The 26,263-nt window shown below is 73.4% G+C and carries 26 protein-coding genes; 12 read left to right on the top strand and 14 right to left on the bottom strand.

Features of this window, described 5'->3' with window-relative positions:
* Complete coding sequence (locus ACFVFS_RS17900) at nucleotides 1-624, bottom strand: TetR/AcrR family transcriptional regulator (RefSeq protein WP_380625145.1); 624 nt, start codon at nucleotides 622-624, stop codon at nucleotides 1-3.
* A gap of 151 nt (nucleotides 625-775) precedes the next feature.
* Here ACFVFS_RS17900 and ACFVFS_RS17895 point away from each other — a divergent pair, with 151 nt between their 5' ends.
* Nucleotides 776-2,974, top strand: coding sequence for an MMPL family transporter (locus tag ACFVFS_RS17895; protein WP_380625144.1), 2,199 nt, complete (start codon nucleotides 776-778; stop codon nucleotides 2,972-2,974).
* 61 nt (nucleotides 2,975-3,035) lie between these two features.
* Here ACFVFS_RS17895 and ACFVFS_RS17890 read toward each other — a convergent pair whose 3' ends face one another.
* The 3 genes from ACFVFS_RS17890 to ACFVFS_RS17880 form a co-directional block, all read right to left on the bottom strand.
* Entirely contained in the window at nucleotides 3,036-4,847 is a 1,812-nt protein-coding gene (locus ACFVFS_RS17890) for a SpoIIE family protein phosphatase (protein ID WP_380625142.1), read from the bottom strand.
* A 93-nt stretch (nucleotides 4,848-4,940) separates the two neighbouring features.
* Nucleotides 4,941-5,636 (bottom strand): class I SAM-dependent methyltransferase, encoded by a 696-nt coding sequence (locus tag ACFVFS_RS17885; RefSeq protein WP_380625251.1) that lies wholly within the window; start codon nucleotides 5,634-5,636, stop codon nucleotides 4,941-4,943.
* A 641-nt stretch (nucleotides 5,637-6,277) separates the two neighbouring features.
* Nucleotides 6,278-9,262, bottom strand: a complete 2,985-nt coding sequence (locus ACFVFS_RS17880; protein WP_380625140.1) for a BTAD domain-containing putative transcriptional regulator — start codon at nucleotides 9,260-9,262, stop codon at nucleotides 6,278-6,280.
* A gap of 219 nt (nucleotides 9,263-9,481) precedes the next feature.
* Here ACFVFS_RS17880 and ACFVFS_RS17875 point away from each other — a divergent pair, with 219 nt between their 5' ends.
* On the top strand, nucleotides 9,482-9,748 hold the full coding sequence (locus ACFVFS_RS17875; protein WP_380625138.1) for a hypothetical protein: 267 nt from the start codon (nucleotides 9,482-9,484) through the stop codon (nucleotides 9,746-9,748).
* A 262-nt stretch (nucleotides 9,749-10,010) separates the two neighbouring features.
* Here ACFVFS_RS17875 and ACFVFS_RS17870 read toward each other — a convergent pair whose 3' ends face one another.
* Nucleotides 10,011-10,289 carry a hypothetical protein gene (locus ACFVFS_RS17870; RefSeq protein ID WP_380625136.1) on the bottom strand — a complete coding sequence of 93 codons (279 nt, stop codon included), beginning with the start codon at nucleotides 10,287-10,289 and terminating at the stop codon, nucleotides 10,011-10,013.
* 218 nt (nucleotides 10,290-10,507) lie between these two features.
* On the opposite strand from ACFVFS_RS17870, the gene ACFVFS_RS17865 reads away from it, so the two are divergent.
* Nucleotides 10,508-11,269 carry a GntR family transcriptional regulator gene (locus ACFVFS_RS17865; protein ID WP_380625134.1) on the top strand — a complete coding sequence of 254 codons (762 nt, stop codon included), beginning with the start codon at nucleotides 10,508-10,510 and terminating at the stop codon, nucleotides 11,267-11,269.
* A 31-nt stretch (nucleotides 11,270-11,300) separates the two neighbouring features.
* On the opposite strand, the gene ACFVFS_RS17860 is transcribed toward ACFVFS_RS17865, so the two are convergent.
* From ACFVFS_RS17860 to ACFVFS_RS17850, 3 genes are all read right to left on the bottom strand, one after another.
* Complete coding sequence (locus tag ACFVFS_RS17860) at nucleotides 11,301-11,561, bottom strand: Txe/YoeB family addiction module toxin (protein WP_380625132.1); 261 nt, start codon at nucleotides 11,559-11,561, stop codon at nucleotides 11,301-11,303.
* On the bottom strand, nucleotides 11,558-11,830 hold the full coding sequence (locus tag ACFVFS_RS17855; protein ID WP_380625130.1) for a type II toxin-antitoxin system Phd/YefM family antitoxin: 273 nt from the start codon (nucleotides 11,828-11,830) through the stop codon (nucleotides 11,558-11,560). Before ACFVFS_RS17855 ends, ACFVFS_RS17860 begins: the two co-directional genes overlap by 4 nt.
* Nucleotides 11,831-11,975: 145 nt before the next feature.
* A complete protein-coding gene (locus ACFVFS_RS17850; RefSeq protein ID WP_380625128.1) occupies nucleotides 11,976-13,643 on the bottom strand; it encodes a fumarate hydratase in 1,668 nt (555 codons plus the stop codon).
* 223 nt (nucleotides 13,644-13,866) lie between these two features.
* On the opposite strand from ACFVFS_RS17850, the gene ACFVFS_RS17845 reads away from it, so the two are divergent.
* Nucleotides 13,867-14,598, top strand: a complete 732-nt coding sequence (locus tag ACFVFS_RS17845; protein WP_380625249.1) for a DUF1707 domain-containing protein — start codon at nucleotides 13,867-13,869, stop codon at nucleotides 14,596-14,598.
* A gap of 361 nt (nucleotides 14,599-14,959) precedes the next feature.
* Entirely contained in the window at nucleotides 14,960-15,316 is a 357-nt protein-coding gene (locus ACFVFS_RS17840) for a WhiB family transcriptional regulator (protein WP_380625247.1), read from the top strand.
* Nucleotides 15,317-15,413: 97 nt separating this feature from the next.
* On the opposite strand, the gene glpX is transcribed toward ACFVFS_RS17840, so the two are convergent.
* The gene (glpX, locus tag ACFVFS_RS17835) at nucleotides 15,414-16,454 is read right to left on the bottom strand and encodes a class II fructose-bisphosphatase (protein WP_380625126.1); all 1,041 of its coding nucleotides are present in this window, start codon (nucleotides 16,452-16,454) and stop codon (nucleotides 15,414-15,416) included.
* A 215-nt stretch (nucleotides 16,455-16,669) separates the two neighbouring features.
* On the opposite strand from glpX, the gene ACFVFS_RS17830 reads away from it, so the two are divergent.
* On the top strand, nucleotides 16,670-17,206 hold the full coding sequence (locus ACFVFS_RS17830) for a DUF4245 domain-containing protein (protein WP_380625124.1): 537 nt from the start codon (nucleotides 16,670-16,672) through the stop codon (nucleotides 17,204-17,206).
* 197 nt (nucleotides 17,207-17,403) lie between these two features.
* Here the strand turns inward: ACFVFS_RS17830 and ACFVFS_RS17825 are convergent, their stop codons facing one another.
* The 4 genes from ACFVFS_RS17825 to ACFVFS_RS17810 all read right to left on the bottom strand — a co-directional run bounded on the left by ACFVFS_RS17825 (nucleotide 17,404) and on the right by ACFVFS_RS17810 (nucleotide 21,084).
* Nucleotides 17,404-18,003 carry a malonic semialdehyde reductase gene (locus ACFVFS_RS17825; protein WP_380625122.1) on the bottom strand — a complete coding sequence of 200 codons (600 nt, stop codon included), beginning with the start codon at nucleotides 18,001-18,003 and terminating at the stop codon, nucleotides 17,404-17,406.
* Between the two features lie 146 nt (nucleotides 18,004-18,149).
* Complete coding sequence (locus ACFVFS_RS17820; RefSeq protein ID WP_380625120.1) at nucleotides 18,150-18,413, bottom strand: exodeoxyribonuclease VII small subunit; 264 nt, start codon at nucleotides 18,411-18,413, stop codon at nucleotides 18,150-18,152.
* Between the two features lie 51 nt (nucleotides 18,414-18,464).
* Entirely contained in the window at nucleotides 18,465-19,688 is a 1,224-nt protein-coding gene (xseA, locus tag ACFVFS_RS17815) for an exodeoxyribonuclease VII large subunit (RefSeq protein ID WP_380625118.1), read from the bottom strand.
* A gap of 10 nt (nucleotides 19,689-19,698) precedes the next feature.
* Complete coding sequence (locus ACFVFS_RS17810; RefSeq protein WP_380625116.1) at nucleotides 19,699-21,084, bottom strand: APC family permease; 1,386 nt, start codon at nucleotides 21,082-21,084, stop codon at nucleotides 19,699-19,701.
* A gap of 87 nt (nucleotides 21,085-21,171) precedes the next feature.
* Here ACFVFS_RS17810 and ACFVFS_RS17805 point away from each other — a divergent pair, with 87 nt between their 5' ends.
* Together ACFVFS_RS17805 and ppgK are read left to right on the top strand one after the other, a co-directional pair.
* The gene (locus ACFVFS_RS17805; RefSeq protein ID WP_380625114.1) at nucleotides 21,172-22,149 is read left to right on the top strand and encodes a 4-hydroxy-3-methylbut-2-enyl diphosphate reductase; all 978 of its coding nucleotides are present in this window, start codon (nucleotides 21,172-21,174) and stop codon (nucleotides 22,147-22,149) included.
* A 164-nt stretch (nucleotides 22,150-22,313) separates the two neighbouring features.
* Nucleotides 22,314-23,060, top strand: coding sequence for a polyphosphate--glucose phosphotransferase (gene ppgK, locus ACFVFS_RS17800; RefSeq protein ID WP_380625112.1), 747 nt, complete (start codon nucleotides 22,314-22,316; stop codon nucleotides 23,058-23,060).
* Between the two features lie 32 nt (nucleotides 23,061-23,092).
* Here the strand turns inward: ppgK and ACFVFS_RS17795 are convergent, their stop codons facing one another.
* Complete coding sequence (locus ACFVFS_RS17795) at nucleotides 23,093-23,530, bottom strand: DUF6542 domain-containing protein (RefSeq protein ID WP_380625110.1); 438 nt, start codon at nucleotides 23,528-23,530, stop codon at nucleotides 23,093-23,095.
* A 332-nt stretch (nucleotides 23,531-23,862) separates the two neighbouring features.
* On the opposite strand from ACFVFS_RS17795, the gene ACFVFS_RS17790 reads away from it, so the two are divergent.
* The 4 genes from ACFVFS_RS17790 to ACFVFS_RS17775 all read left to right on the top strand — a co-directional run bounded on the left by ACFVFS_RS17790 (nucleotide 23,863) and on the right by ACFVFS_RS17775 (nucleotide 26,041).
* Nucleotides 23,863-24,180, top strand: coding sequence for a glyoxalase (locus tag ACFVFS_RS17790; RefSeq protein WP_380625108.1), 318 nt, complete (start codon nucleotides 23,863-23,865; stop codon nucleotides 24,178-24,180).
* 77 nt (nucleotides 24,181-24,257) lie between these two features.
* The gene (gene ychF, locus ACFVFS_RS17785; protein ID WP_380625106.1) at nucleotides 24,258-25,331 is read left to right on the top strand and encodes a redox-regulated ATPase YchF; all 1,074 of its coding nucleotides are present in this window, start codon (nucleotides 24,258-24,260) and stop codon (nucleotides 25,329-25,331) included.
* Between the two features lie 177 nt (nucleotides 25,332-25,508).
* Nucleotides 25,509-25,790, top strand: a complete 282-nt coding sequence (locus ACFVFS_RS17780) for a type II toxin-antitoxin system prevent-host-death family antitoxin (protein ID WP_344325967.1) — start codon at nucleotides 25,509-25,511, stop codon at nucleotides 25,788-25,790.
* Entirely contained in the window at nucleotides 25,787-26,041 is a 255-nt protein-coding gene (locus ACFVFS_RS17775; RefSeq protein WP_380625104.1) for a Txe/YoeB family addiction module toxin, read from the top strand. Before ACFVFS_RS17780 ends, ACFVFS_RS17775 begins: the two co-directional genes overlap by 4 nt.
* The last annotated feature ends 222 nt before the right edge of the window (nucleotides 26,042-26,263 follow it).

Here is a 26,263-nt window from a genome sequence, read left to right as displayed (position 1 = left end):
TCAGGCCTGCGCGGGCGCGCCGAGGCAGAGGCCGACCGTGGTGGCGACCAGCAGGTCGAGCGCCCGGCGGGACTCCTCCTCCGGGTCCTCGCCGGCGGCCTTGAGGACCAGGTAGCGGTCGGTCAGCCCGTTGAAGCCGGCCAGGAAGTACACCGAGACCTCCCGGGCGGGAAGCGGCAGCGGCTGCCCGTGGGCGGCGGCGAGCCCGGTGAGCAGCTCGGCGGCGGTGGCCTCGATCTCGTGCTGCACCGCCCGCATGATCTCCTGCAGGTCCGGGTCGCGCAGCGCCAGCGCGGAGAACTCGGTGATCAGCGCGCACTTGCCGCGCTCGCCGACGGCGCTGTCCCACAGGGCGTAGACCATCGTGCGGATCTGCTCGCCGAACGGGCCCTCGGCGGGCGCGGACGCCCGCACCTGGTTGATGAACTCGGCGGTCAGCTGCTCGACGACGGCCCGGTAGAGGTCCTTCTTGGTGCCGAAGGTGTAGTGCACCGTCGCCTGTGCCACGCCCAGCTCCGCCGCGATGGCGCGGGTGCTGCCGGCGGCCACGCCCTCGCGGGCCATCAGGTCGATGGCGGCCTGGATGAGTTGGGGGCGCCGTTCGGCGGCCGGGACATGAGCCATTGGGCCAGGGTATCGCCATGTTCAGGCAACCAGATCGAACGATTGCGTCACACGCTCTCGTCATTCGACTTTGTCACGTGAACAAGTTGCGCGTACGGTGGTGCGGACGACTGGGCGACCAGCCCCGACGACCCGACCCGAAGGTGCACGCATGGCCACGTACCTGTACCGCCTGGGCCGCCTCTGCTTCCGCCGCAGGCGTACCGTGCTCGCCGTCTGGCTGGCCCTGCTGATCGCCGTCGGCGGCGCGGCGGCGGCCTTCGGGGGCGCGACCTCCGAGGAGTTCAAGGTCCCGGGCACCGAGGCCCAGGCCACCCTGGACCGGATCAAGGGCACCTTCCCCGAGCAGGGCCACGGCTCCGCCCAGGTGGTCTTCGCCACCGAGGCGCCCGGCGGCATCGCCGCCCCCGACAACGCCAGGGCGGTCGGCGAGGCGGTCGCCCGGATCGCCGCGGTCCCCGGCGTCGCGGGCATCCCCGACCCGTACACCACCGGCGCGCTCTCCCCGGACGGCAAGGTCGCGCTGGGCCTGGTCTCCTTCGACGGCGCGCTCGGCGACGTCACCGACCAGCAGCGCGACGCCGTCCGGGCGGCGGCGGACCCGGCCCGCGCGGCCGGGGTCACGGTCGCCTTCGGCGGAGACGCCTACAACCAGATGGCCCAGGTCGACGGCGGCGAGGTGATCGGCCTGATCGTGGCCGGGGTGGTCCTGGTGGTCACCCTGGGGTCGCTGGTCGCGGCCGGACTCCCGCTGGTCACCGCCCTGATCGGGGTCGGTGTCGCGATGGCCGGGGTGTTCACCGTGGCGGGCTCGTTCGAGGTCATCTCCACCGCGCCGGTGCTGGCGCTGATGGTGGGACTCGCGGTCGGCATCGACTACGCCCTGTTCATCCTCTCCCGGCACCGCCGCCACCTCGCCGAGGGGCTGGAGCCGGAGGAGGCCGCGGCCCGCGCCAACGCGACCGCCGGCAGCGCGGTGGTCTTCGCCGGCCTCACCGTCGTCGCCGCGCTGGCCGGCCTGGCCGTCGCCGGGGTGCCGTTCCTGACCGTGATGGGCCTGGCCGCCTCCGGCGCCGTCGTGATCGCGGTGCTCGTCGCGATCACCCTGCTGCCCGCCCTGCTCGGCTTCGCCGGCCGCGGCATCGACCGGCTGCCGGTCTGGCGGCGCGCGCTGCGGACCGGCGGGCGCACGACGCTCGGCGAGCGCTGGGCGGGCTTCGTGGTCCGCCGCCCGCTCGCCGTCCTGCTGGCCGGCCTCACCGCGCTGGTCGCGCTCGCCGTGCCCGCCGCGAGCCTCACCCTCGGTCTGCCCGGCGGCGGCTCGCAGGCCGAGGGCACCGACGCCCGTACCGCGTACGACCTGGTGGACCGCGGCTTCGGCCCCGGTTTCAACGCCCCGCTGGTGGTCGTCGTCGACGCCGCCGGCACCGCGCAGCCGGAGCGGGCGGTGCAGGACGTGGCGGGCCGGCTCGCCGCGCTGCCCGGCGTGCAGACCCTGCTCCCGCCGCAGCTCGACGGGGCGAGCGGCACCGCGCTCGTCCCGGTCATCCCGAAGACCGGCCCGGACCACGCCGACACCCGGCAGCTGGTCACCGACATCCGCGGCCAGCGCGACGCGCTCCAGGCCGGGACCGGTGCGCGGATCGACGTCACCGGCACCACCGCCGCCAACATCGACGTCTCCGCCAAGCTCGCCGACGCGCTGCCGCCGTTCGTCGCGGTGATCACGGGCATCGCGCTGGTGCTGCTGGCGCTGGCCTTCCGCTCGGTGCTGGTGCCGCTGAAGGCGGTCGCGGGCTTCCTGCTCTCCATCACGGCCTCGCTCGGCGCCGTCGTCGCGGTCTACCAGTGGGGCTGGCTGGACGGCCTGATCGACGTGCCGAAGGTCGGCCCGGTGGTCAGCTTCGTGCCGATCCTGCTGATCGGCGTGCTGTTCGGGCTGGCGATGGACTACGAGCTGTTCCTGGTCTCCGGGATGAAGGAGCACCACGTGCACGGCATGGCGCCGCGCGAGGCGGTGGTGGCCGGGGTGCGCAACGGCGCCCGGGTGGTCACCGCGGCCGCGCTGATCATGATCGCGGTCTTCGGCTCGTTCGTCTTCGGCCACGACCCGATCGTCCAGCCGATCGGCTTCGCGCTCGCGGTGGGCGTGTTCGTGGACGCCTTCGTGGTGCGGATGGCCCTGGTGCCGGCCGCGATGGCGCTGTTCGGCCGGGCCGCCTGGTGGTTCCCGAAGCGCCTGGACAGGGTGGTGCCGCGGGTGGACATGGAGGGCGAGCAGCTGATGGCCCGGCTGGAGCCGGCCGGGAGCGCCGCCGCCCGGGAGACGAAGCTGTCCGAGCGGGTCTGACGGACCCGGGCAGGACCGAGGGCCGCCCCCCGGCGCACCGCGCCCGGGGCGGCCCCGTGCGTCACGGCAGCCGCTGCTCGAACCAGACCACCTTGCCGGTGCCCAGCCGGGTCGCACCCCAGCGCTCGGCGCACCGGGCCACGATCTGCAGGCCCCGCCCGCGCTCGTCCTCCGGCCCGGTCCGGCGCGGCCGGGGCAGCAGCGGGCTGTCGTCGCCGACCTCGCAGCGCAGCCGCGTGGTGCGGACCAGGCTCAGCGTCACCGGGCGGGTGGCGTGCTGGACGGCGTTGGTGACCAGCTCGCTGACCATCAGCTCGGTCGCCTCGGTCAGCTCCTCCAGGCCCCAGCGGCGCAGGGTGTGCGCGGCCAGCCGGCGGGCCCGCCCCGGGGTCTCGTTGCGCGGCTGGAGGTACCAGTGCGCGACGTCCCCGGCCGGGATGCCGTCGAAGCAGGCGGCCAGCAGCGCGATGTCGTCGCCCCGGTCGCCGGGCGGCAGGATCCGCAGCGCCTCCTGGCAGAGGTGCTCGGGCGCGTGCCGGTGGGCGCCGGCGAGCCGGGCGCGGAGCAGTTCGAGGCCGTCGCTGAGCGGCCGGTTGCGGGTCTCCACCAGGCCGTCGGTGAACAGCAGCAGGGCCGAGCCGGGCGGCGCGGGCAGTTCGACGGAGGAGAAGTCGACCCCGCCGACGCCGATCGGCGCGCCCGCCTCCAGGTCGAGCAGCTCGGCCGCGCCGTCGGGCTGGACGAGCACCGGCGGCACGTGGCCGGCGTTGGCGAGCACCACCCGGTTGGCGATCGGGTCGTAGACGGCGTAGACGCAGGTCGCCAGGTGCTGTTCGCGGCCGAGCCGCTGGGCCTGCTCGTCCAGGTGGTAGAGCACCTCGTGCGGCGGCAGGTCGAGCGCGGCCAGGGTCTGCGCGCTGGTGCGCAGCTGGCCCATGATGGCGGCCGAGGTGAGCGAGTGGCCCATCACGTCGCCGACGATCAGGGCCACCCGGTTGCCGGGCAGCGGGACGGCGTCGTACCAGTCGCCGCCGACCTGGGCGCCGCGCTCGCCGGGCAGGTAGCGCTGGGCGAGCCGGACGCCGTGCGGCTGGGGCAGCCGCAGCGGCAGCATGCTGCGCTGGAGCTCGTTGGCTATCTCCCACTCGCGGGCATAGCGCAGCGCGGTGTCGACGGCCAGCCCGGCCTGGGTGGCGAGGTGGGCGGCGGTGGCGGTGTCGGTGGCGTCGAAGGAGGGCCGGCCGCTCTTCGCGGACGGGCGCCGGATCAGCACCAGCAGGCCCAGGACGGTCTTGCGCCCGCGCAGCGGCAGGGCGAGCACCGACGTCCCCGGGCTGAGCCGGGCCAGGCCGCGGGAGCCGTACAGTTCGCGCAGCAGCTCGGTGGTGCGGGCGCGGCCGCCGTCCTCGCCGGAGCCGAGCACGACCGCCTCGGCGGGGCGGCGGCTGAGCAGGGTGTGGGCGAGCGCGCCGCCGCGGGTGACCGGGGTGGCCGGGCCGGGGTCGGCGGTGGAGCGGGCGCCGTAGCGGCTCCCGTAGCGGTCGCGGCGGTCGTCGCCGGCCGGGCGGCCGCGCCGGCCCAGCCGGGTGCCCTGGCTGTGGTGGATCCGCAGCTGCTCGGGGAAGCCGGGCTCGCGCTCGACGTTGGGCAGCGGGTCGCGCAGATGGACGACGGCGGCGTCGGCGAGGGCGGGGACCAGCACCCGGCCGACGTTGCGCAGGGTGGCGGCCAGGTCGAGGGCGCTGTTGATCCGCCGGGTCGCGGAGTCGAGGTAGGCGAGGCGCTCGGGGACGTGTTCCGGGGGCGACGACGGACGGCGCGGGGTCGGCAGGGCAGGCGGCTCTCCGGCCTCGGGATTGAGCTGGTCGCGCACGGGTGCCTGTCCTGGGGATCGGTACGGTCTGTGGTCTGTCGGGGGACTGCCTGTGGTCTGCCTGTGGCCTGCCCGGGTCCGCGGTCCGGCCGGTCAGCCGGCCCGCCGACACCGGAGGAAGAGCTGCTCCTCCGGCGGCAGCGAGGTGCTGGCGGGTGCGTAGGGACGCCCCTCCTGCTCCTCGACCGTGAACCCGGCGGCCAGCAGGACCCGTTCGAGATCCTCCCGCAGGTATCCGCTGATCCGCAGCTCCCGGCCGAGGAACGGCAGGGGAACGTGGTCGAGGTCCGCCTCGACCATACCGAGCGCCAGGAGCCCGTCGGGCCGCAGCAGGTCCCGCAGCCGGCCGAGCACGGTGGGGATCTCGTCCTGGGGGAGCAGGATCAGCGAGAAGAAGGCGGTGACCGCGTCGAAGGTGCCGCGCCCGGCGGGGCCGAGCCGGGGCACGTTCCAGGCGGAGCGGGCGCGCTCGGTGGCGAGGTCGTACATGTCCATGCGGTGCAGGACGGGCGGGTGCGGGCCCGGGTGGCGGGCCTGCCGGGCCAGGTTCAGCATGACGTCCGAGAGGTCCACCCCGGTGACCCGCATCCCGGCCGCGGTCAGCTGGCGGACGGTCGGGTCGCCGCTGCCGCAGCCGACGTCCAGCACCGCGGCGCCCGGCTCCAGCGCGGCCAGCAGCCGGCGCCCGCAGGCCAGCTGTCCGTCCTTCGAGGGGAACGCCTCCGCGTAGCCGGTGCCGATGGTGTCGAAGGCCACCGCCTGCAGGGCGCGCGCGGCGCGGCGGCGCAGGACCTCGGACCCGTCGTCGCCACCCGCGTCCTCGTCGACGGGGAACGGATCCGATATCTGTCCGGTCGTCACGATTGAGAGGCACCTTTCCGGCCGGGCCTCCGGTCGGCTGGACGAGGCGCGGGGCCGGACCGCCGTCTGCTCCCGGCGCCGCGGCGCTGCCCCGCCGGCCCGCTGCCGGTGGCGGTACGTCACGCTCCCCGCGTCACAATGACTGCATTGCCACGCTGACTGCACGCTGACACTCTGCACAGACTCTTTGCACAGAGACACTCTGCACTGCGGGAGCGCCGCCGCGCTGCCTTTTCCGGATTGCTTCACCGGAGAAGGGCACCCGTGTGTGTACTGGCATCCGAGAATATGCGTGATCACTCCGCCGTGGGGTCCGTTTCCGGCCAACTCGCGGCGGTTGGCCGACATCGTCCCCTCCCCGGAAGCGCGGGGCGCACGCCGGGGTGGCGCGGTCGATTGCCGCGCGCCGTACGGTCGGCCGCCGCACCCGCGCCGACCTGCGGTTTCGTCGATCACCGGGCCGACAAGCAGGCGTTTATTGAACGTCAATCGGGTCGGTGCACAGTGGAGTCCAGCGCCGGACGCTCACGGGGGAAGGCCTCCAGGGGGGACACGGGGGAGCGGAGGCCTTACGGCGCGGGGGGAGAGAGGGGCTCGGTGTGCTGCTGGGAGATGAGGTCCGCCACGGGGGAGGCCTCGGGCACACCGAGCCGCGTGAAGATGGCGTGGGCCTCGCGCAGGCACGCCAGACCACGTGCGGGCTGGGCGAGGGAGAGCAGGGCCTCGCCCAGCGCGGCGTCGGCCAGGCCCTGGCAGTAGGCGGAGTCCATCTCCAGCCCGATCGCCAGGGACTCCTCCGCCGCCTCGGCGGCCTCGGCCTGCTGGCCGGCGGCGAGCAGCGAGGAGGAGAGCCGGGCGAGCGTGTAGCCCTCGCGCAGCCGGTTCTGCTGCGACCGGTAGAGCCGGTGCGCCTCGCGCAGGTGCTCGGCGGCGGTCGCGGGGTCGTCGGCGGAGGAGAGGACCACGCCGAGCTGGTACAGCGTGTCGGCCAGGCAGGGGCCGTTCTTCGAGGCGCGCGCGGTGGCGACCGCCTCGGTGACCGAGCGGACGGCCTGTTCGACCTGCCCGAGCCCGAGCTGGGCCCGGGCGAGGTTGGCGAGCAGCCGCGCCTCGCCGATCGGGGCGCCGACGACGCGGCTGATGACCAGGGCCTGCTCGAAGAACGGCGCCGCCTCGGCCGGGCGGCTGCCCAGGCTCAGGATGATGCCGAGGGTGTTGGCCGCCATCGAGCGCATGACGGTCATGTCCGCGGGGCCCAGCAGGTCCAGGCTCTTGCGCAGCGACCGCTCGGAGCTCTGGAAGTCGCCGGTGACGGACTGCAGGGTGCCGAAGGCGAAGTGCACCCGGGCGAGCGCCGCGGCGTCCCCGTGCTCCTCCGCGCTCCGCTCGGCCGCCTCCAGCATCCGGCGGACCCGGGGCCCGTGCGTCGGGTCCTCCACCAGGCTGTCCAGGATGATCAGCAGGTCGACGGCTGGCCGCAGCAGCCCGCTCGGCCCCTGGACGGCCGCCTCGACCGAGCTGAGCAGCAGGCCGATCTCGGCCCTGATCCACTCCTGCGCGTACTCGCTGGTGATCAGCGGGACGCCGGCGGAGCCCGGGGCGTTCAGCGGCTCGGGCAGCTGGTCGTCGGGCTCGATGGCCTGGGCGGCGTTGCGGACCGTGGCGAGCAGCAGGTCGAGCAGCCGCAGGACGGCGGCCCGTTGCTCGTCGAGGTCCCCGACCCGCTCGTTCTGCCGCTGCGCGTAGAGCCGGAGCAGGTCGTGGTACCGGTAGCGGCCCGCGGAGAAGGTCTCCAGCATGTTGGCCTCGACCAGCGCCTCGGCGAGGTCCTCGGCCTCGGCCTCGTCCACCCCGAGCAGCGCCGACACCGCCGGCAGCGGCAGGTCCGGCGAGTCCACCACCGAGAGCAGGCGGAAGGCGCGGGCCTCGGCGGGGGAGAGCTGGCCGTAGCCGAGGCCGATGGTGGTCTCCACGGCGAGGTTGCCGAGCTGGAGCTCGTCCAGGCGCCGGCGCTGATCGGCTAAGCGGCGGGCGAGGTCCGAAACGCTCCACCGCGGACGGCTGGCGAGCCGGGCCGCGGCGATCCGGACGGCGAGCGGCAGGAAGCCGCAGGCGGTCACCACCGCCATGGCCGCCTCCGGTTCGGCGGCGACGCGCTGCTCGCCGACGATCGCGGAGAACAGCGCCAGCGCCTCCTCCGGCGTCAGCTCCTCGACGTCCACCAGGTGCGCGCCGGGGATGCCGGCCAGCCGGGAGCGGCTGGTGGCGAGCACCGCGCAGCTGGAGACCCCCGGGATCAGCGGCCGGATCTGCTCGGCGTCCTGGGCGTTGTCCAGCAGGATCAGCATCCGCCGGCTCGCGAGCAGCGAGCGGTAGAGGGCGGCGCGCTGCTCCAGCGAGTCCGGGTTCTCGGTGACGCCCAGGGCGTGCAGGAAGTCGCCGAGCACCACCGCCGGGTCGGCGGGCGAGGCGCCGGCGCCGCGCAGGTCGACGTAGAGCTGCCCGTCCGGGAACTCCGCGCGCACCCGGTGGGCGACGTGCACCGCGAGCGTGGTCTTCCCGACCCCGCCGATGCCGGCCAGCGAGGTGACCACGACGGCCTGGCCGGTGGCGTTCATCAGCACGGCCGACAGATCGGACACCATCTCCGAGCGGCCGCTGAAGTCCGACACGTCGGCGGGCAGTTGGGCCGGGGCCGGGGCGGGCGGAGCGGCGGGGCCCTCCTCGCGGGCGGCGGCGGGCGCCGCGGGCGCGGCGGGAAGCGTCAGTGCCGGGTCCGCGGCGAGGATCCGGGCGTGCATGGTGGAGAGCCCGGCGCCCGGTTCGACGCCCAGCTCGTCGATCAGCAGCTTGCGGGTGTCGGTGTAGACGCCGAGCGCCTCGGCCTGCCGGCCGCAGCGGTACAGCGCGAGCATCAGCAGCTCGCGCAGCCGCTCGCGCAGCGGGTGCTCGGCGGTGAGCGTGTTCAACTCGCCGACGACCTCGGCGTGCAGGCCGATGTCGAGGGCGAGCGCGCAGCGCTCCTCGGCGACCGAGACCTGGCGCTCGCCCAGCCGCAGCCGCTGGGCGTCCGCGTACGGGCCGGGGACGCCGGTGAGCGGCCGGCCGGCGAACAGGGCGAGCGAGCGGACCAGCAGGCGGTGGGCGTTGTCGAGGTCCCCGGCGTTGCGGGCGGTCGCGGCCTCGGCGGCGAGCTGCTCGAAGACCGTCATGTCGAGGGCCTCGCCCGGGATGTGCAGGGCGTAGCCGTCGGCGACGGAGACCAGGAACTCGGCCGGCCGCCGCACCTCGCGGCGGGGCTCGATGACCGAGCGCAGCCGGGAGACGTAGGTGCGCAGCGCCGCGACGGCCTGGGCGGGCGGTCGGTCGCCCCAGAGGCCGTCGACGAGGTCCTGGGTGGTCACCGGGCGTCCGGCGTGCAGCAGAAGCATCGTCAGGACGGCCTGCTGCTGCGGTGAGCCGAGGGCGAGCTGTCCGCCGTCGAGCCAGGCCTGGACCGGACCGAGTACCTGGAAGCGCAGCGCCGGTGCAGGCGGCGTCTCCCGCAACTCCATGTGGTCCCCCGATGGCCTGGTGTCGATTTCCCGGTAGGGCGCTCGGCGGTTCCGCCCTCGGTGGTGGCCTCAGCTTAGGCGGGGGGCCGACTCTGCCGGACGGCACGGTCAGCCGCACGATGTTTATCGGACATTTAATCAACCCTACGATACTGAGCCCGTGCCCGCGCCAATCCGGTGGGGCGGAAGACAGTTTGATGACCGAAAGGCGGCCGACGCATGGCCAACGACCAGAGTGAGTCCCCCGTGGCGACGGTGCCGGCCGGCGAGGCCGTCGCCGAGCAGGCCGGCCAGGTCGTCGAGGGCGCGGTCGCCGCGACCTCGGACCAGGCCGATTACGCCGAGCCCTCCGCCGATCGCAAGGCCGACCTGGAGGACGACTTCTTCGGCGACGAGGCACAGTACCTCGCGGAGACCGAGGAGGCGGGCGACGGCGGGGCGGCCACCGAGCGCGAGCCGCAGGGCGTCATCGCCAGCCACCCGTAAGCGGGTACCGGCAGTTCCAGGGGGGAACGCTTGAACACGCTCCGTCGCCTCGCGGTCGTCGCCGTCTCGACGATCGTGGTGACCACCGGCTACCTCGTGACGGCCACCGGCGCCTCCGCCGGAGTCATCGCCGGTCACCCGTAGCCCACACACCATCCGAGTGCCCCGCACCCCGCCGTCCCGGCGGTGCGGGGCACTCGCACGTCCGGGCGAGGGCCCGGTGGCCGGATTCCGCCGGTGGGGTTGCCCCCGGGCGCGGGCGTCAGGCCGCGCGGGCGGGGGCGGCGGCCGCGGGGCCGGCGCGTCCGGCGGGCCCGCCGCGCCCCGCCGGATCGGTGTCGGCGCCCCCGCCCCCGGCCGGGGCCGCGGGGGTGACGTGCTCGGGGCGGGCGGTCCACTCGCAGCCGCCCTCGGGCGGTCGGAGGTAGTGCTCCCCACCGACGGTGTCCATGTAGATGCCGGTGCGCCCGGTCCTGGTGTCGAGGACGGATTCCCCCGCCCGCGGCCGGTAGGCCGCGGCGGCGCGCTTCCGAATGCTCACCGCGCTGCTCCTTGCTGCTCCGGTGCGGGCGCGGCGACGGTGGTGGCCGGCCCTGGTCGCTGTCGTGGCTTGGCTCGGTTCGGCTCTGCTCGGCGACTACCCAGCATCTCTAGAGAAGCTAATATCTCTAGAGATGTCAACGGTCGAACCGGTCCTATCGGCTGACCGCGGACCGTAGGCGCGCCTACCATTTCTGGCGGAGGACGAGGGAGAAGGCGATGGCCGGCAGCAGCAGCGGCGAGAAGCAGCCCAAGTACCAACGGATCGCCGACGCGCTGAAGGCGGCCATCGACGCCGGCGAGTACCGCGCCGGCGACCGGCTCCCCGGCGAGAACGACCTGATGGACGCGTACGGCGTGGCCCGGATGACCGCCCGCCAGGCGCTCGGCGTCCTGCAGAGCGAGGGCATCGCCGAGGCCCGCCGCGGGGCGGGCGTCTTCGTCCGGGACTTCCGGCCGCTGCGCCGGCGCGGGATCCAGCGGCTCGCCCAGGGCCAGTGGGGTTCCGGCCGCTCGATATGGTCGGCCGACATCGACCGCCGCAGCCTCGTCGTCGACCAGGTCGCGGTCACCGAGCAGGGCGCGCCGGAGCACGTGGCCCGGGTGCTCGGCGTCGACCCGGGCGAGCCGATGTGCGTGCGGCATCGGCGCTTCGTGCTGGACGGCAAGCCGGTCCTGCTGTCGACCTCCTACCTGCCGGCGGGCCTGGTCGCGGGCACCGCGATCACCCGCGAGGACACCGGCCCGGGCGGCACCTACGCCCGGCTGGCCGAGATCGGGGCCAAGCCGGTGCACTTCCGCGAGGAGGTCCGCTCCCGGATGCCGAACGCCGAGGAGACGGCCCGCCTGGGACTCTCCGCCGGTACTCCCGTCATCCTCATCTGCCGCACCGCCTTCGCCGACGAGGGCCAGGTCGTCGAGCTGAACGAGATGACCCTCGACGCGGCCTCCTACGTCCTGGAGTACGACTTCGACGCCTGACCGGCGGCGGCTGTTCCGCGACCCACCGGTCTCACTGGTAGTGGTAGCGGGCTTTGAGGATCTTCACTTCCTTGTCGTCGGCCCGGTAGACGAGGCGGTGCTCGTCGTCGATCCGGCGCGACCAGTAGCCGGCCAGGTCGCCCTTCAGCGGCTCCGGCTTCCCGATCCCGCCGAACGGGTCGCGCTGGATCTCGCCGACGAGCCGGGTGATCCGCTGAGCCATCTTCCGGTTGGAGGCGAGCCAGAACAGGAAGTCCTCCCAGGCGTCCGGGTCGAAATGGACACTCCTCACACCTCACCCGCCAGGGCTTCCAGTTCCTCCACGGTCCTGGTGACCCCGGGGTGCCCGGCCTTGTCGCGGGCGACGGCCTCCATGAGGCGACGGGCGTTGGCGGGGGAGCGCAGCAGGTAGATCGTCTCCTGCCACGCGTCGTAGTCCTCGGCGGACATCAGCACGGCGTCCCCGCCCCGGGAGGTGATCCTTATCGGGACGTGGTCGTCGTTGACCTTCTTGATCAACGGGAAGAGCTGGGAGCGTGCGTCGCTGGCGCTGATCGTCATCGGCCTGCCTCTCGTTCCGGTACCGGATTCCCGTACCGGAATGGTACGGGAATCCGGTACCGGCGGCGAGGGAATTCGCCCGGGACGCCACCGCCCCGGGCGCGCGGGGCGCGGCCGGGGCGGTGGCGGAAGCGGAAGCGGGGGGCTACTCCTTGGAGCGCACGCGGAGGCTGGTGATGAGCGGGCCCTCGGTGGTCTCGCGGAAGAAGTCGTTGCCCTTGTCGTCGACGACGATGAAGGCCGGGAAGTCCTCGACCTCGATGCGCCAGACGGCCTCCATACCGAGCTCGGCGTACTCCAGGACCTCGACCTTCTTGATGCAGTCCTGGGCGAGGCGGGCGGCGGGGCCGCCGATGGAGCCGAGGTAGAAGCCGCCGTGCCGGGCACAGGCGTCGGTGACCTGCTTGGAGCGGTTGCCCTTGGCGAGCATGACCATCGAGCCGCCGGCGGCCTGGAACTGGTCGACGTAGGAGTCCATCCGGCCGGCGGTGGTCGGGCCGAAGGAGCCGGAGGCGTAGCCCTCGGGGGTCTTGGCCGGGCCGGCGTAGTAGACCGGGTGGTCCTGGAGGTACTTGGGCATGCCCTCGCCGGCGTCCAGGCGCTCCTTGATCTTGGCGTGCGCGATGTCGCGGGCGACGACCAGGGTGCCGGTGAGCGAGAGGCGGGTCTTCACCGGGTACTTGGAGAGCTCGGCGCGGATCGCGGACATCGGCTGGTCGAGGTCGATGCGCACCACGTCGTCGTCGAGGTGCTCGTCGGTGGTGTCCGGCAGGTACTTCGCCGGGTCGGTCTCCAGCTGCTCCAGGAAGACGCCCTCGGCGGTGATCTTGCCGAGCGCCTGGCGGTCCGCCGAGCAGGAGACGGCCATCGCGACGGGCAGCGAGGCGCCGTGGCGCGGCAGGCGGACGACCCGCACGTCGTGGCAGAAGTACTTGCCGCCGAACTGGGCGCCGATGCCGATCTTCTGGGTCAGCTCGGTGACCTTGGCCTCCAGCTCCAGGTCGCGGAAGCCGTGGCCGGTCTTCGCGTCGCCGGAGGTCGGCAGGTTGTCCAGGTAGTGCGCGGAGGCGTACTTGGCGGTCTTCAGCGCGAACTCGGCGCTGGTGCCGCCGATCACGATCGCCAGGTGGTACGGCGGGCAGGCCGCGGTGCCCAGCGAGCGGATCTTCTGCTCCAGGAACGAGAGCATGCTGGCCTCGTTCAGGATCGCCTTGGTCTCCTGGTACAGGTACGACTTGTTGGCCGAGCCGCCGCCCTTGGCCATGAAGAGGAACTTGTAGGCGTCGCCGTCGGTCGCGTACAGCTCGATCTGCGCCGGCAGGTTGTTGCCGGTGTTCTTCTCGTCCCACATGGTGACCGGGGCCATCTGGGAGTAGCGCAGGTTCAGCCTGGTGTACGCGTCGAAGACGCCGCGCGCGATCGCGGCCTCGTCGCCGCCCGCGGTGAGCACGTTCTGGCCGCGCTTGCCCATGACGATGGCGGTGCCGGTGTCCTGGCACATCGGCAGGATGCCGCCGGCCGAGATGTTGACGTTCTTCAGCAGGTCCAGCGCGACGAAGCGGTCGTTCGGGCTGGCCTCCGGGTCGTCCAGGATGCGGCGCAGCTGGGCGAGGTGGGCGGGGCGCAGGTAGTGCGAGATGTCGTGCATCGCCTCGGCGGTGAGCAGCCGCAGGGCCTCGGGCTCGACCTGGAGGAAGGTGCGGCCGCCGGCCTCGAAGGTGGAGACGCCTTCGGAGGTGAGCTTGCGGTAGGGGGTCGGGTCAGCGCCCAGGGGGAGCAGGTCGCTGTACTCGAAGTCCGGCGTGGGAGCCATGGGGGCGGTCCTTAGGTGTCCAGTGTTGCCGGTGTTCCGGCTGCGTCGGCGAAGCACCCTGGAGGGGCGAAAGCACCCTCAAGGGTAGGACCCGCCGATATCCCGCACGCGGGAAGGTCCGCCTGCGTGACCAGGGTCACCCGGGGGTGGGTTCGGGGCGGGCCCGTTGACTAGGCTTGCCCCCGTGGACAACTCGCCGTCGAAGGACCCGCAGGACCAGCAGATGGACGATCAGGGGCAGGGGCCCGTACCGATGACCAAGCCCGCGGCGACGCCGCCCGCGCGGCCCGCGCACGCCCCGGTGGCGCAGGCCGAGATGCGGGCCTCGGACGCGGACCGCGAACGGGTGGCCGAGCTGCTGCGCGACGCCTACGCCGAGGGGCGGCTGGACGTCGACGAGCACGCCGAGCGGATCGAGGCGGCCTACGGCGCCAAGACCCTGGGCGAGCTCGTGCCGCTGACCCGGGACCTCCCGGTGCACCGCGAGATCTCCTTCGCGAAGCCGCCGCTGGGCGCCCCGGAGCCGGCCGGCGCTCCGCGGCCGGAGGGCCCGGTGCGGCTGCCGGCCCGCAACGAGGCGCCGACCATGCTGGCGGTCTTCGGCGGTTCGTCCCGCAAGGGGCGGTGGCGGGTGGGGTCCAACCTGCGGGCCGTGGCGATCTTCGGCGGGGTCGAGATCGACCTCACCGACGCCGTGTTCGAGTCGCCCGAGGTGGTGATCGACGTGGTCGCGATCTTCGGCGGGGTGGAGATCAAGGTGCCGGAGAACGTCAGCCTGCACGGCGGCGGCGTCGGCATCTTCGGCGGCTTCGACGTCAAGGAGCAGACCGCGGCGGACCCGTACGCGCCGGTGGTGCGGGTGAAGGGCACCGCGGTGTTCGGCGGGTGCGAGGCCAAGCCGCGCCGGGGCAAGAAGCTCAAGGAGTGGGTGCGCAAGCAGCTCGGCGCCGACTGAGCCGGGTACGGACGACGGGCCCGGTGCCCGGTCGGGGGGCAACTCCCGGCCGGGCACTCGCCGTTGTCTCGGGTGCAGGCTGTAGTCGGTTGCGTGCAGTGTGCATGAATCGCGCGGACGTGGGGTAGTTCCTCTGGCACATCGCTTCTTGTACGGCTGCGTAGCGGAGGCGGCCTGAGGCCGGCCCGGGGGTGAGAACGGGGGCCCGCAGCTGGGCAGGGGAGCGAGCTTCCCCGTGTCCGAGAGCCTCGTCAGGAGTACGGCCGTGCTGCATCCGATCGAGTCCCGCACCACCTCGTCCGCCGCCCCTGCGCCGGCCGCCCCGTCGCCGGTCGCGCGGCCGTCCGCCGCGGCCTCGCCGGTGGTCGCGGCCCAGCTGCTGGACCGGCCCCCGGCTCCCCAGCCGGCGGGCGAGGACAACCCGTGGCACACCGCCGCGGCCTGCCGGCGGGACGAGGTGGGCCTGTTCTTCGCGCCGTCCAAGGAGCCGACGGCGGCCCGGCTGTCGCGCGAGGAGCAGGCGAAGCAGGTGTGTGCCAGGTGCCCGGTGCTGCTGGACTGCCGGGAGCACGCGCTGGCGCAGCCGGAGCCGTACGGGGTCTGGGGCGGGCTGACGGCGGCCGAGCGCCGGGTGGTGCTGGCGCGGCGGCGGCGCCGGGACGTCGAGCTGCGCGAGGCGGCCCGGGTCCCGGGGGCGCGCGGCCGGATCGCGGGCTGATCCCCGGGCGGGCGCGGGCCGGGTGACGGCGGAAAAAGGCCCGCGTCCCGGCGAAGGGGGATTTCGCCGGGACGCGGGCCGTTTCGTGCTGCCCGGGTCAGTTGGCGCGGTCGAAGTCGATCGCGCTGTAGGCCCGCAGCTTGGACAGCTTGTGGGTGGAGTCGATCTCCCGGATGGTGCCGCTCTTGGAGCGCATCACCAGCGAGCTGGTGGTGGCGGTCTCCTGGCGGTAGTGCACGCCGCGCAGCAGTTCGCCGTCGGTGATGCCGGTGGCGACGAAGAACACGTTCTCGCCGCTGACCAGGTCGTCGGTGGAGAGGACCCGGTCGAGGTCGTGCCCGGCGTCCAGGGCCTTCCGGCGCTCGGCCTCGTCCTTGGGCCAGAGCCGGCCCTGGATCACGCCGCCCATGCACTTCATCGCGCAGGCGGCGATGATGCCCTCGGGGGTGCCGCCGATGCCCATCAGCAGGTCGACGCCGGTGCCCTCGCGGGCGGCCATGATGGCGCCGGCGACATCGCCGTCGGAGATGTACTTGATCCGGGCGCCGGCCTCGCGGATCTCCCGGACCAGGCCCTCGTGGCGCGGGCGGTCGAGGACGACGACGGTGACGTCCTCGACGGCGATGCCCTTGGCCTTGGCGACCCGGCGGATGTTGACGGCCGGCGGCGCGCTGATGTCGACGAAGTCGGCGGCCTCCGGGCCGGCGACCAGCTTGTCCATGTAGAAGACCGCGCTCGGGTCGAACATGGTGCCGCGGTCGGCGACGGCCAGGACGGCGACCGCGTTGTTCATGCCCTTGGCGGTGAGGGTGGTGCCGTCGACCGGGTCCACCGCGACATCGCACTCGGCGCCGGTGCCGTCGCCGACCCGCTCGCCGTTGTAGAGCATCGGTGCCTCGTCCTTCTCGCCCTCTCCGATGACGACGATGCCGTTCATCGAGACGGTGGAGACGAGGGTGCGCATGGCCCGGACGGCCGCGCCGTCGGCGCCGTTCTTGTCGCCACGGCCGACCCAGCGGCCGGCGGCGAGCGCCGCGGCCTCGGTGACCCGGACGAGTTCGAGCGCGAGGTTCCGGTCGGGAGCCTCGGGCGCGACCTCCAGGGCGCTGGGCAGGTGGTGCGGGTACTGCGTGGTCATCGTCGTTACCTCTCTGTACGCGACGGCCAGTGAGCGCCCGACTACTGCCTGGTCGAACGCCGTGGTGAGGGTGTTGCGATCGTATCTGCCCCCGGGACGGGTGTCTGTGGCGCGGTCCCCCGCCGGGGGCGGGACGGGCGGGATCCGCCCCGCTTCACCCGGACGTGGAGACCCCGGGTGCCGGGGCGGGCGTCGGCATGAGTCACCATGTGGGGGTGGCTGGAGAGAGCAAGGGCATGAGGGGCCGGCAGACCGTACGGGACATGATCCTGTCGATGCTGGCCGTCGGCGTCGTCGTGTGGGTCGGGTACCTGTTCCTGCCGCACGACGCGGACGGCGACGGGGTCCGCACGGTCGAGTACTCGGTCGCCGCGTCCTCGGCGAAGCGGGCCGCGCCGTACCCGCTGCTCTCCCCGGAGGGCCTGCCCGCGCAGTGGCGGGCCACCTCGGTGACCTACAGCCCGGCGTCGATGGGCCTCGGCAGGGGCAACGCCTGGCACCTCGGCTTCGTCACCCCCGGCGGCCAGTACGCGGCCGTGGAGCAGAGCGACGCCAAGCCCGAGGACCTGATCAAGGCCGCGGTGGCGGACGGCAGGCCGGACGGCACCGTGGAGGTCGCCGGGCAGACCTGGGAGAAGGTGCAGGGTCCCAAGGCGCGGGCGCTCACCGTGCAGTCCGGCGGCGCGACGACCCTGCTCACCGGCACCGCCTCCTACGAGGAGCTGGCCGAGCTGGCGCAGGCGCTGAAGTAGTCCGGTTTCCGCCCCCGGAGCGGAGCTCTCCGCTCCCCGGGGCCCCGGGTGAACCGCTCCGGCTGAACGGCTCAGGATGAACGGCTCAGGATGAACGGCCTCCGGGCGGAGTGCCGGGGCCGGGGGACGAACGCGAAGGGCCCCGCACACGGTGTCGATGTGTGCGGGGCCCTCGCGGTGTCCGTCGGCCGTCAGGCTCAGACGGTGGTGACGACCTCGTCGTAGGCGAGGCGCGGGGAGCGCGGGTACCAGGCGTTCTCGCCCGGCTTGCCGATGTTCACCACGGCCAGCACCGAGTGCTCGCCGTCGCCGAAGAACTCCTTGTTGATGCCCTCGGCGTCGTAGCCGGTCATCGGGCCGGCGGCCAGGCCGGCGGCGCGGACGCCGATGATGAAGTAGCCGGCCTGCAGGGCGCCGTTCATCGCGGCCGAGGTCTCGCGGACCGGGCGCTCGGCGAAGTAGTCCTTGGCGGCCGGGAAGTGCGGGAAGACGGTCGGCAGCTCCTCGTGGAACTCGTTGTCCACGGCGAGGATGGCGGTCAGCGGGGCGGTGGCGGTCTTGGCCTTGTTGCCCTCGCCGAGGTGCTGGACGAGGCGCTCGCGGGCCTCGGCCGAGCGGACCAGGACGACGCGCAGCGGCTGCTGGTTCATCGCCGTCGGGCCGAACTTGACCAGCTCGTAGATGGCCTGGACCTGCTCGTCGGAGACCGGCTCGTCGGTGAAGGTGTTGGCGGTGCGGGCCTCGCGGAACAGCAGGTCCTGGGCGGCGGTGTCGAGAACCAGGGCGTCGGTGGTCATTGTGTGCACCTCGGGGAGGAAGAAACGGTGGAGAACAGCTGTTGCTGGTGACCGGCCGCAGCCGATCGTTGAGTTCCAACATAAATGAAGATTCAACTGTTCCGCCTCCGAGTGTGACCCGCATCACCCCGCCCCGGCGCCCCGGATCACCCCTGCGGGGGCGCCCCCTCCTCGGCCGCCAGCGCGGCGTCCAGCCGGGCCCGCGCGCCGTCCAGCCAGCGCTGGCAGACCTTCGCCAGCTGCTCGCCGCGCTCCCACAGCGCCAGCGACTCCTCCAGCGAGGTGCCGCCGTTCTCCAGCTGCCGGACCACCTCCAGCAGCGCGTCCCGGGCGTGCTCGTAGCCCAGCGCGTCGTCCGCGGTCGGCGTCTGCGCGGCGGCCGCCGCCGGGTCCTGCTCCTGATCAGCCATGTCAGCCAGGGTAGGGGCCCGCACCGACAGCGCGGACCGCCCCGCCGCCGCTCAGTCGGCCCGCGGGCCGACCGCCACCGTGACGTCGAAGCCGCCGCCCGCCACCCGGGCGTGCAGCTCCTCGCCCGGCGCGGCCTGCGCCGGATCGGTCACCACCGTGCCGTCGCCCCGCTGCAGCACCGCGTAGCCGCGCTCCAGGGTGGCCGCCGGGGAGAGCGCCACCACCCGGGCCAGGGTGTGCCCGAGGTCGCTCTGCGCGTGGTCCAGCCGGTGGCGCAGCGTGCGCCGGGACCGCTCCAGCAGCCCGTCCACCTCCTGCCCGCGCCCGTCCAGCATCCGCTGCGGCGCGGCCAGCACCGGGCGGCTGCGCACGCCGTCCAGCCCGTGCTGCTCGCGCTCCACCCGGGCCAGCACGTGCCGCCGGGCCCGGTCGCGCAGCTGGCGGACCTTGGCCAGCTCCTCGCCGACGTCCGGAACCACCCGTTTGGCGGCGTCGGTCGGCGTGGAGGCGCGCAGGTCGGCGACGAAGTCCAGCAGCGGCTGGTCCGGCTCGTGCCCGATCGCGCTCACCACCGGCGTCCGGGCGGCCGCGACCAGCCGCACCAGGCCCTCGTCCGAGAACGGCAGCAGGTCCTCGACGCTGCCGCCGCCCCGGGCCACGACGATCACGTCCACCTCGGGGTGCTCGTCCAGCTCCCGGACGGCCTCGCTCACCCGCTCCACCGCGCTGACGCCCTGCACCGGCACGTTGCGGACCTCGAAGCGGACGGCCGGCCAGCGCCGCCGGGCGTTCTCCAGGACGTCCCGCTCGGCCGCCGAGCCCCGGCCGGTGACCAGCCCGACGCACTGCGGCAGGAACGGCAGTGGCTTCTTGCGCTCCGCGGCGAACAGGCCCTCGCCGGCCAGCCGCCGCTTCAGCTGCTCCAGCCGGGCCAGCAGCTCGCCCAGCCCGACCAGCCGGATCTCGGAGGCCCGCAGCGAGAGCTGGCCGCGCGCCGCGTACCACTCGGGCTTGGCGTGCACGATCACCCGCGAGCCCTCCTGCACCGCGTCCGCGACCTGGTCGAAGACGGAGCGGAAGCACGTCACGGTCAGCGAGACGTCGGCCTGCGGGTCGCGCAGCGTCAGGAACACCACCCCCGCGCCCGGCCGCCGGCTGAGCTGGGTGATCTGCCCCTCCACCCAGACCGCGCCGAGCCGGTCGACCCAGCCCCCGATCAGCGCGGAGACCTTGCCGACCGGGAGCGGCGCTTCGGGGGAGCTGGGGTTGGCCATGCGTACGAGGCTAGCGGCGTCCGCCGACAGCGGAAGCCCGCCGACCGAGCAGCACCAGCAGCCCGACCGCCAGCCAGACCAGCCCCACCACCTGCGCGGCGCCCGAGGCCTCGGCCACCACCGCGCCGATCACCGCCACGCCCAGCACCGGCACCACCACGTCCGCCAAGCGGTTCCGGGAGCGGTGCCGCACCGCGTACCAGCCCACCACCGAGGCGTGCAGCAGGGTGAACGCGGTGAGCGCGCCGATGTTCACCACCGAGGTCAGCCGGTCCAGCCCGTCGTCCCGGTCCGCCGCCCAGACCGCCGCCGCCAGGGTGACCGCCGCCGACACCAGCAGCGCCCGCCGGGGCACCGCCGAGTCCGGGTCGACCGCGCCCAGGAAGCGCGGCAGCCGCCCGTCCCGGCCCATCGCGAACAGCAGCCGCCCGGCCGCCGCCTGCCCGGCCAGCGCCGCGAACGCCGCGCCGATCGCCTTGCTGGACGCGACCAGCACGTGCAGCCAGTGCCCGACCGAGCCCTCCACCGTGTCGTAGAACGCCGACCCCTGTGCCGCCGGGTCCGCCGCCAGCTGCTGCGGGGCGGTCGGCTCCAGCAGCGCCGCCAGGTAGGTCTGCGCCACGAACAGCGCGCCGGACAGCGCCAGGCACCACAGCACCGCCCGGGCCACCGCCGCCGAGGCGCCGACCGCCTCCTCCACGAAGGTCGCGATCGCGTCGAAGCCCAGGTAGGACAGCACCGCCACGGAGACCGCCGACAGCACCGCCGTCGCCGAGAAGCCGCCGACCGCCGTGAACGGGCTCGCCCAGTCGCGCTGCGCGCCGTCCCGGGCCAGCACTACCACCGCCGCGACCACGAACACCGCCAGCACCGCGAGCTCCATCGCCAGCACCGCGAAGCCCACCACGGCGGCCGTCCGCACCCCGGCCAGGTTGAGCCCGGTGGTCAGCACCACCGCGAGCGCCGTCCACACCCAGCGCGAGACGTCCGGCACCAGCGAGTTGAGCGCGATGCCGCTGAACAGGTACGCGACCGCCGGGATCAGCAGGTAGTCGAGCATCGCCATCCAGCCCGCGACGAACCCGGCCGCGTCGCCCAGCCCCGCCCGCGCGTAGGCGTACACCGAGCCGGTCCGCGGCACCGCCCGCACCATCCGGGCGTACGAGACGGCGGTGAACCCCATCGCCACGGTGGCCGCCAGGTAGACCGCGGCGACCGCCCCGTGGCTCTTGGCGTCGAGTACCCCGAACACCCCCACCGGGGCCATCGGGGCGATGAACAGCAGCCCGTACACCACCAGGTCGCGCACACCCAGGCTGCGCCGCAGCCCGCCCGGCGCCTCGCCCCGCGACTCACCCCGCAGCTCGGGGCCCTCCGGCCCGCCTCGCTCGCTCATAGCTTCCACATTTGAGCACCCGCGACCGCTTCCGACGGGAACGCGGCTCCCGTCGGCGCGGTGGCGTCCCGCCCGTACGATGGAGCCATGTCCTCCAACACCGCGCAGCGCCGTGTCCTGCTCGCCGCCCCCCGGGGCTACTGCGCGGGCGTCGACCGCGCCGTGATCGCCGTGGAGAAGGCCCTGGAGCAGTACGGGGCCCCCATCTACGTCCGCAAGCAGATCGTCCACAACAAGTACGTGGTGCAGACCCTGGAGAAGAAGGGCGCGATCTTCGTCGACGAGACGGAGGAGGTGCCCGAGGGCTCGATCGTGGTCTTCTCGGCCCACGGCGTGGCGCCCTCGGTGCACGACGAGGCCCGGGCCGGCAAGCTCGCCACCGTCGACGCCACCTGCCCGCTGGTGACCAAGGTCCACAAGGAGGCCGTGCGCTTCGCCGACGAGGACTACGACATCCTGCTGGTCGGCCACGAGGGCCACGAGGAGGTCATCGGCACGATGGGCGAGGCCCCGGACCGGATCCACCTGGTGGACGGTGCCGAGGACGTCGCCAACGTGCAGGTCCGCGACGAGTCCAAGGTCGTCTGGCTCTCCCAGACCACGCTCTCGGTGGACGAGACCATGGCCACCGTCGGTGAGCTGAAGAAGCGCTTCCCGCTGCTGGTCAGCCCGCCCAGCGACGACATCTGCTACGCCACCCAGAACCGCCAGGTCGCGGTCAAGCAGATGGCCCCGGAGACCGACCTGCTGATCGTGGTCGGCTCGAAGAACTCCTCCAACTCGGTGCGCCTGGTCGAGGTCGGCCTGGAGTACGGCGCCAGGGCCGCGCACCTGGTGGACTTCGCCGAGGAGATCCGCGAGGAGTGGCTGGAGGGCGTCACCACGGTCGGTCTGACCAGCGGCGCCTCGGTGCCGGAGATCCTGGTCGAGGGCGTGCTGGAGTGGCTGGCCGCGCGCGGCTACGACGAGGTCTCCACCGTCAAGACCGCCGAGGAGCACCTCGTCTTCTCGCTGCCCAAGGAGCTCCGCCGCGACCTGCGCGCCGAGGCCGCGGGCAAGCTGTAGGACGTTTCGCCCGGTGTTCCGGCGAACATTCCGGCTCAGGACCCGGTGACCCGTTCGGGTGCCGGGTCCTCCGCTGTGCGGGGCCAGGCGGGTTCTCGTAGGTTTTGTGCACGGGCAGGTCCTGTGCACAGGCCTGTGGACAACTTCGGCGGAGGGCGGTCGTCATGACGGCGGTATTCGGTGTGGACATCGGCGGGTCGGGCATCAAGGGCGCCCCCGTCGACCTCGCCCGGGGCGTGCTCGCCCAGGAGCGGCACAAGGTCCTCACCCCGCAGCCCTCCACCCCGGAGTCCGTGGTCACCGCCGTCCGCGAGGTGGTCCGCCACTTCGACCACCGGGGCCCGGTGGGCCTGACCTTCCCCGGCGTGGTCGTCGACGGCCGCACCGTGACCGCCGCCAATGTCGACAAGGGCTGGATCGGCCTGGACGCCGCCGGCCTGTTCCGCGAGGCGCTCGACCTGCCGGCCGTGGTGCTCAACGACGCCGACGCGGCCGGCCTCGCCGAGACCGCCCACGGCGCCGGCCGCGGGCGGGCGGGCGTGGTCCTGGTCCTCACCTTCGGCACCGGCATCGGCAGCGCCCTGTTCGTGGACGGCGTGCTGGTGCCCAACACCGAGCTGGGCCACCTGGAGCTGCGCGGCAAGGACGCCGAACGGCGGGCCTCCTCGGCGGCCAAGGAGCGGCACGGGCTGAGCTGGGCGCAGTGGGCCGACCGGGTGGACGAGTACCTGGACCTGGTGGAGATGCTGTTCTCGCCGCAGCTGATCGTGATCGGCGGCGGGGTGAGCCGCAAGCACGAGAAGTTCCTGCCGCTGCTGCGCGAACGCGGGGCGCGGGTCGTTCCGGCGGAGCTGCGCAACGACGCCGGCATCGTCGGCGCGGCCATGGCGGCGGCCCGCGCCACCGCCTGACCCCCCGGTCCGGCCGGACCGCCCCCGGCGCCTCAGCGCGCCCGGTGGATCCGGCGCTGGGCGACGAACCGGGCCAGCGCGATCACGGCGGCCAGTCCGGTACCGGTGAACAGCCAGCCGGAACGGGTGGCCAGGTTCGTCGCCAGCGCCACCACCTGCGCGGTCACCCCGGTGGAGGTGACCGGTCCGAACAGCAGCAGCGCCGCGGCGAAGGCGATCGGCCCGCTGATCGGCGCGGCCAGCAGGTCGGCGTACCGGACCCGGACCGCCAGCTGGAAGCAGACCAGCAGGTAGCCGATGCCGAACAGCACCCCGAGCCCGCCGAAGACCAGCCGGTCCAGGCTGGCCACCGCCATCGTCGCCACCAGGGCGACCACCCCGGTGCCGACCGCGGTCAGCCGGGCCGGCCGGCCGGTGCGCCGCCGCCCGTACAGCCGCCCGATCCGGGGCCGCTCCGGGGACCCGGACACGCGGCGTAGCCGGGACCCCGGGCCGCCGGCCCGCGCCCCGGCCCCGCCCGGAGCCTTCCCGGAGGCCCTGCCCCGGGCCCTCCCGGGCGGAGCGGCCGGCTCCCCGGCGCTCTCGCGGGCCCGGCCGGGCCCGGGGACGGCGGCCCCGGCCGCGCCGTTCGGCGGTCGGCGTCTGGGCCCTGGCGGCTGGGTACGGATGCTCTGCTCCACCCACCCAACGTACGGTCCGATCATCGCCACACTGTGTAATGGGCTGTCGGGGCTTGGTCCGTGTCTCCGGACGGAGTATTGGTGTGACCGTCGCTCAACTGCCCGGGGGAAGCCGATGACCAGTGGATTCCCGTTCGAACGCCTGCACCGGGTACGGCCGGACACCCCGGCCGGGGCCGGCCGCGCGCGGCGGCTGCTGGTTCCGGGGCCGCGGGGTCGAGGCGCACCTCGGTGTGGTGCCGGACTTCCGCCCCTCCCGCAAGGGCCACCCGGGCTTCCGGGTGGACGACCTGGACGTGCTCGCCGCCCGTCCGGCCGCCCACGGCCACGAGGCCGTCCGGGACGGCAGCCTGCCCGGGCATCGCCGCTTCCACTCCGGCGGCCGGCTCGGCAACCGCCTGGAGTTCCCGGCCCCCCTGCCGGGGGCGGCGGACGCCTGACCCGCTGCCCGTAGACTGGGGGATCGGTCCGGTGGACGGGCCGGCCCAACTCCTCCAAGCCCACAGGACTGCGCTTCATGTCGCTCACGATCGGAATCGTCGGCCTGCCGAACGTCGGCAAGTCGACCCTGTTCAACGCCCTGACCAAGAACGACGTGCTGGCGGCCAACTACCCGTTCGCCACCATCGAGCCCAACGTCGGCGTCGTCGGCGTCCCGGACGAGCGGCTGAACAAGCTCGCCGAGATCTTCGGCTCGCAGCGCATCCTCCCGGCCACCGTCGACTTCGTCGACATCGCGGGCATCGTCCGCGGCGCCAGCGAGGGCGAGGGCCTGGGCAACAAGTTCCTGGCCAACATCCGCGAGTCGGACGCCATCTGCCAGGTCGTGCGCGCCTTCACCGACCCCGACGTGGTCCACGTGGACGGCAAGGTGTCCCCCAAGGACGACATCGAGACCATCCACACCGAGCTGATCCTGGCCGACCTGCAGACCATCGAGAAGGTCCTGCCCCGGCTCCAGAAGGAGGCGCGCCTCAAGAAGGACACCGCCCCCGTACTGGCCGCCGCCGAGGCCGCCCAGGCGATCCTGGAGACCGGCAAGACCCTCTTCGAGGCCGGCTTCGACACCGCCCCGATCCGCGAGCTGCACCTGCTGACCGCCAAGCCCTTCCTCTACGTCTTCAACGTCGACGAGGACGAGCTGTCCGACGAGGACTTCAAGCAGGCCCAGCGCGAGCTGGTCGCCCCCGCCGAGGCGATCTTCCTCAACGCCAAGATCGAGTCCGAGCTGATCGAGCTGGACGACGCCGAGGCCCTGGAGCTCCTCCAGTCGATGGGCCAGGACGAGCCCGGCCTCGCCACCCTCGCCCGCGTCGGCTTCGACACCCTCGGCCTGCAGACCTACCTCACCGCCGGCCCCAAGGAAGCCCGCGCCTGGACCATCAAGAAGGGCGCCACCGCCCCCGAGGCGGCCGGTGTGATCCACACCGACTTCCAGAAGGGCTTCATCAAGGCCGAGGTCATCTCCTTCGCCGACCTCGTCGAGACCGGCTCCCTCCCCGAGGCCCGCGCCAAGGGCAAGGCCCGCATCGAGGGCAAGGACTACACCATGCAGGACGGCGACGTCGTGGAGTTCCGCTTCAACGTGTGATCGTTTCATTGCTTTGAGGTAGATCGATCTGTCAAATGCGCAGGTCGGACGGGGCTCGCCTCCCATGAGGCGGGCCCCGATCCCTTTTCCGCGCTGACCTGGTGCTGACTTCTTCGGCTCGTCGCATCCACTTGAGTGGTACGTTATGTGGTACCAGCCGTGGAGGGAGTTCAGTCGATGTCGATCACTGCCAGCGAGGCGCGCAAGGCTCTCTTCCCGTTGATCAAGAAGGTCAACGACGATCACGAGGCCATTGAGATCGTCTCCAAGCACGGGAACGCCGTACTCGTCTCGGCCGAGGACTACGCCGCCCTGCGTGAAGGCTCCTACCTGTTGCGCTCGCCGGTGAACGCCCGCCGCTTGCTCAAGGCGTACGAGAACGCCCTTGGTGGCATAGGGCTTTCCGAGCGGGAGCTCATCGACCCTGACGCGGCGGATGGCGAGAAGGGTGCCGCGTGAGGCTCGTCTTCGAGGAGGCCGGCTGGGAGGACTACACCTCCTCGCTCAAGAGCGACCGCAAGATGCTCGCCCGGATCAACAGGCTCATCGAGGACGTGTTGCGCGACCCGTTCACCGGCATCGGCAAGCCCGAGCCGCTGAAGTACCACTTGCCCGGGGCCTGGTCCCGGCGGATCGACGACGAGCACCGCCTCGTCTACTTGGTGACGGACCGGGAGATCATCGTTCTGGCCGCCCGCTACCACTACTGATGGCTGACTGCGAGTTCGAACCACCGTGCTGATTCTGTGCTGGCTCGGGCCGCCGGGATCGGCGTCTTCGCAGGGCACAGCCTCGTGGAGAGTATTCCGCTTCAACGTCTGACCGCGTCCGGGAGGCCGCCCGACCCGCTGAGCGCGGGGCGGGCGGCCTCCCCGCGTTTACGGGGGCGGTGAGCAGGCGAACCCCCGGGAGTTTGCGAAAAAGGTCAGGAA

The organism is Kitasatospora sp. NPDC057692 (genome assembly GCF_042799475.1).
Taxonomy (GTDB): Bacteria; Actinomycetota; Actinomycetes; order Streptomycetales; family Streptomycetaceae; genus Kitasatospora.
Note: the sequence above shows the minus strand (reverse complement) of the source record. Positions and strands in the feature narration are given on the sequence as shown.

Bases quoted from the DNA above. Each gene is read 5' to 3' on its own strand.
- ACFVFS_RS17900 (WP_380625145.1), bottom strand. From the start codon at position 624: ATGGCTCATGTCCCGGCCGCCGAACGGCGCCCCCAACTCATCCAGGCC.
- ACFVFS_RS17895 (WP_380625144.1), top strand. From the start codon at position 776: ATGGCCACGTACCTGTACCGCCTGGGCCGCCTCTGCTTCCGCCGCAGG.
- ACFVFS_RS17880 (WP_380625140.1), bottom strand. From the start codon at position 9,262: ATGGAGTTGCGGGAGACGCCGCCTGCACCGGCGCTGCGCTTCCAGGTA.
- ACFVFS_RS17875 (WP_380625138.1), top strand. From the start codon at position 9,482: ATGGCCAACGACCAGAGTGAGTCCCCCGTGGCGACGGTGCCGGCCGGC.
- ACFVFS_RS17865 (WP_380625134.1), top strand. From the start codon at position 10,508: ATGGCCGGCAGCAGCAGCGGCGAGAAGCAGCCCAAGTACCAACGGATC.
- ACFVFS_RS17855 (WP_380625130.1), bottom strand. From the start codon at position 11,830: ATGACGATCAGCGCCAGCGACGCACGCTCCCAGCTCTTCCCGTTGATC.
- ACFVFS_RS17850 (WP_380625128.1), bottom strand. From the start codon at position 13,643: ATGGCTCCCACGCCGGACTTCGAGTACAGCGACCTGCTCCCCCTGGGC.
- ACFVFS_RS17845 (WP_380625249.1), top strand. From the start codon at position 13,867: ATGGACGATCAGGGGCAGGGGCCCGTACCGATGACCAAGCCCGCGGCG.
- glpX (WP_380625126.1), bottom strand. From the start codon at position 16,454: ATGACCACGCAGTACCCGCACCACCTGCCCAGCGCCCTGGAGGTCGCG.
- ACFVFS_RS17825 (WP_380625122.1), bottom strand. From the start codon at position 18,003: ATGACCACCGACGCCCTGGTTCTCGACACCGCCGCCCAGGACCTGCTG.
- ACFVFS_RS17820 (WP_380625120.1), bottom strand. From the start codon at position 18,413: ATGGCTGATCAGGAGCAGGACCCGGCGGCGGCCGCCGCGCAGACGCCG.
- xseA (WP_380625118.1), bottom strand. From the start codon at position 19,688: ATGGCCAACCCCAGCTCCCCCGAAGCGCCGCTCCCGGTCGGCAAGGTC.
- ACFVFS_RS17810 (WP_380625116.1), bottom strand. From the start codon at position 21,084: ATGAGCGAGCGAGGCGGGCCGGAGGGCCCCGAGCTGCGGGGTGAGTCG.
- ACFVFS_RS17805 (WP_380625114.1), top strand. From the start codon at position 21,172: ATGTCCTCCAACACCGCGCAGCGCCGTGTCCTGCTCGCCGCCCCCCGG.
- ppgK (WP_380625112.1), top strand. From the start codon at position 22,314: ATGACGGCGGTATTCGGTGTGGACATCGGCGGGTCGGGCATCAAGGGC.
- ychF (WP_380625106.1), top strand. From the start codon at position 24,258: ATGTCGCTCACGATCGGAATCGTCGGCCTGCCGAACGTCGGCAAGTCG.
- ACFVFS_RS17780 (WP_344325967.1), top strand. From the start codon at position 25,509: ATGTCGATCACTGCCAGCGAGGCGCGCAAGGCTCTCTTCCCGTTGATC.